The 502-nt window shown below is 64.3% G+C and carries 1 protein-coding gene; it reads right to left on the bottom strand.

What is annotated here, in order from left to right; all coding sequences use genetic code 11:
• Window positions 1-13: 13 nt before the first annotated feature.
• Window positions 14-502 (bottom strand): flagellin (locus tag CXY91_RS05395; RefSeq protein ID WP_282569362.1); only part of this gene is annotated, 489 nt, incomplete at its 5' end.

The following is a 502-nucleotide window of genomic DNA, read 5'->3' as shown; positions in this document are numbered from 1 at the left end:
TGCGGACCGAAGATCAGCCGAGGAGACGCAGGACGCCCTGGTCGGCCTGGTTGGCGAGGGAGAGCGCCTGCTGCGAGAGCTGCTGACGGGTCTGCAGCGCGAGCAGGGAGGCGGCTTCCTGGTTGAGGTCGGCGTTGACGAGGTTGTCCGCGCCGGAGGTCAGGACGTTCGCCAGGTCCTTGGTGAAGTCCTGCCGGGTCTGGACGACCGAGAGGCTCGCACCGAAGGTCGAGGAGAGCGACTTCAGCGAGGTCAGCGCGCCGGTCAGCGACTTGGTCGCGGCTTCCAGATCGGAGTCGTTCTGGAAGTTGGTGCTACCGGCGAGCTGGGTGTTGCCAGCCTTGACGATGCCGAGGTTGTCGGACGTCAGCTGCGTGCCCTGCACGTCGAGCTTGGTCTGGTTCTTGCCGGTCTTCTCGTTGAAGACGACAGACAGACGGTCACCCGTGAGCAGGTTGATGCCGTTGAAGCCGGCATCCTTGGCAAGATCGTCGATCTTGCT

The sequence above is a fragment of the Allobosea sp. FBZP-16 genome, from assembly GCF_002831785.1.
Lineage (GTDB): Bacteria > Pseudomonadota > Alphaproteobacteria > Rhizobiales > Beijerinckiaceae > Allobosea > Allobosea lupini.
This window is presented reverse-complemented; position numbering and strand designations above follow the sequence as displayed.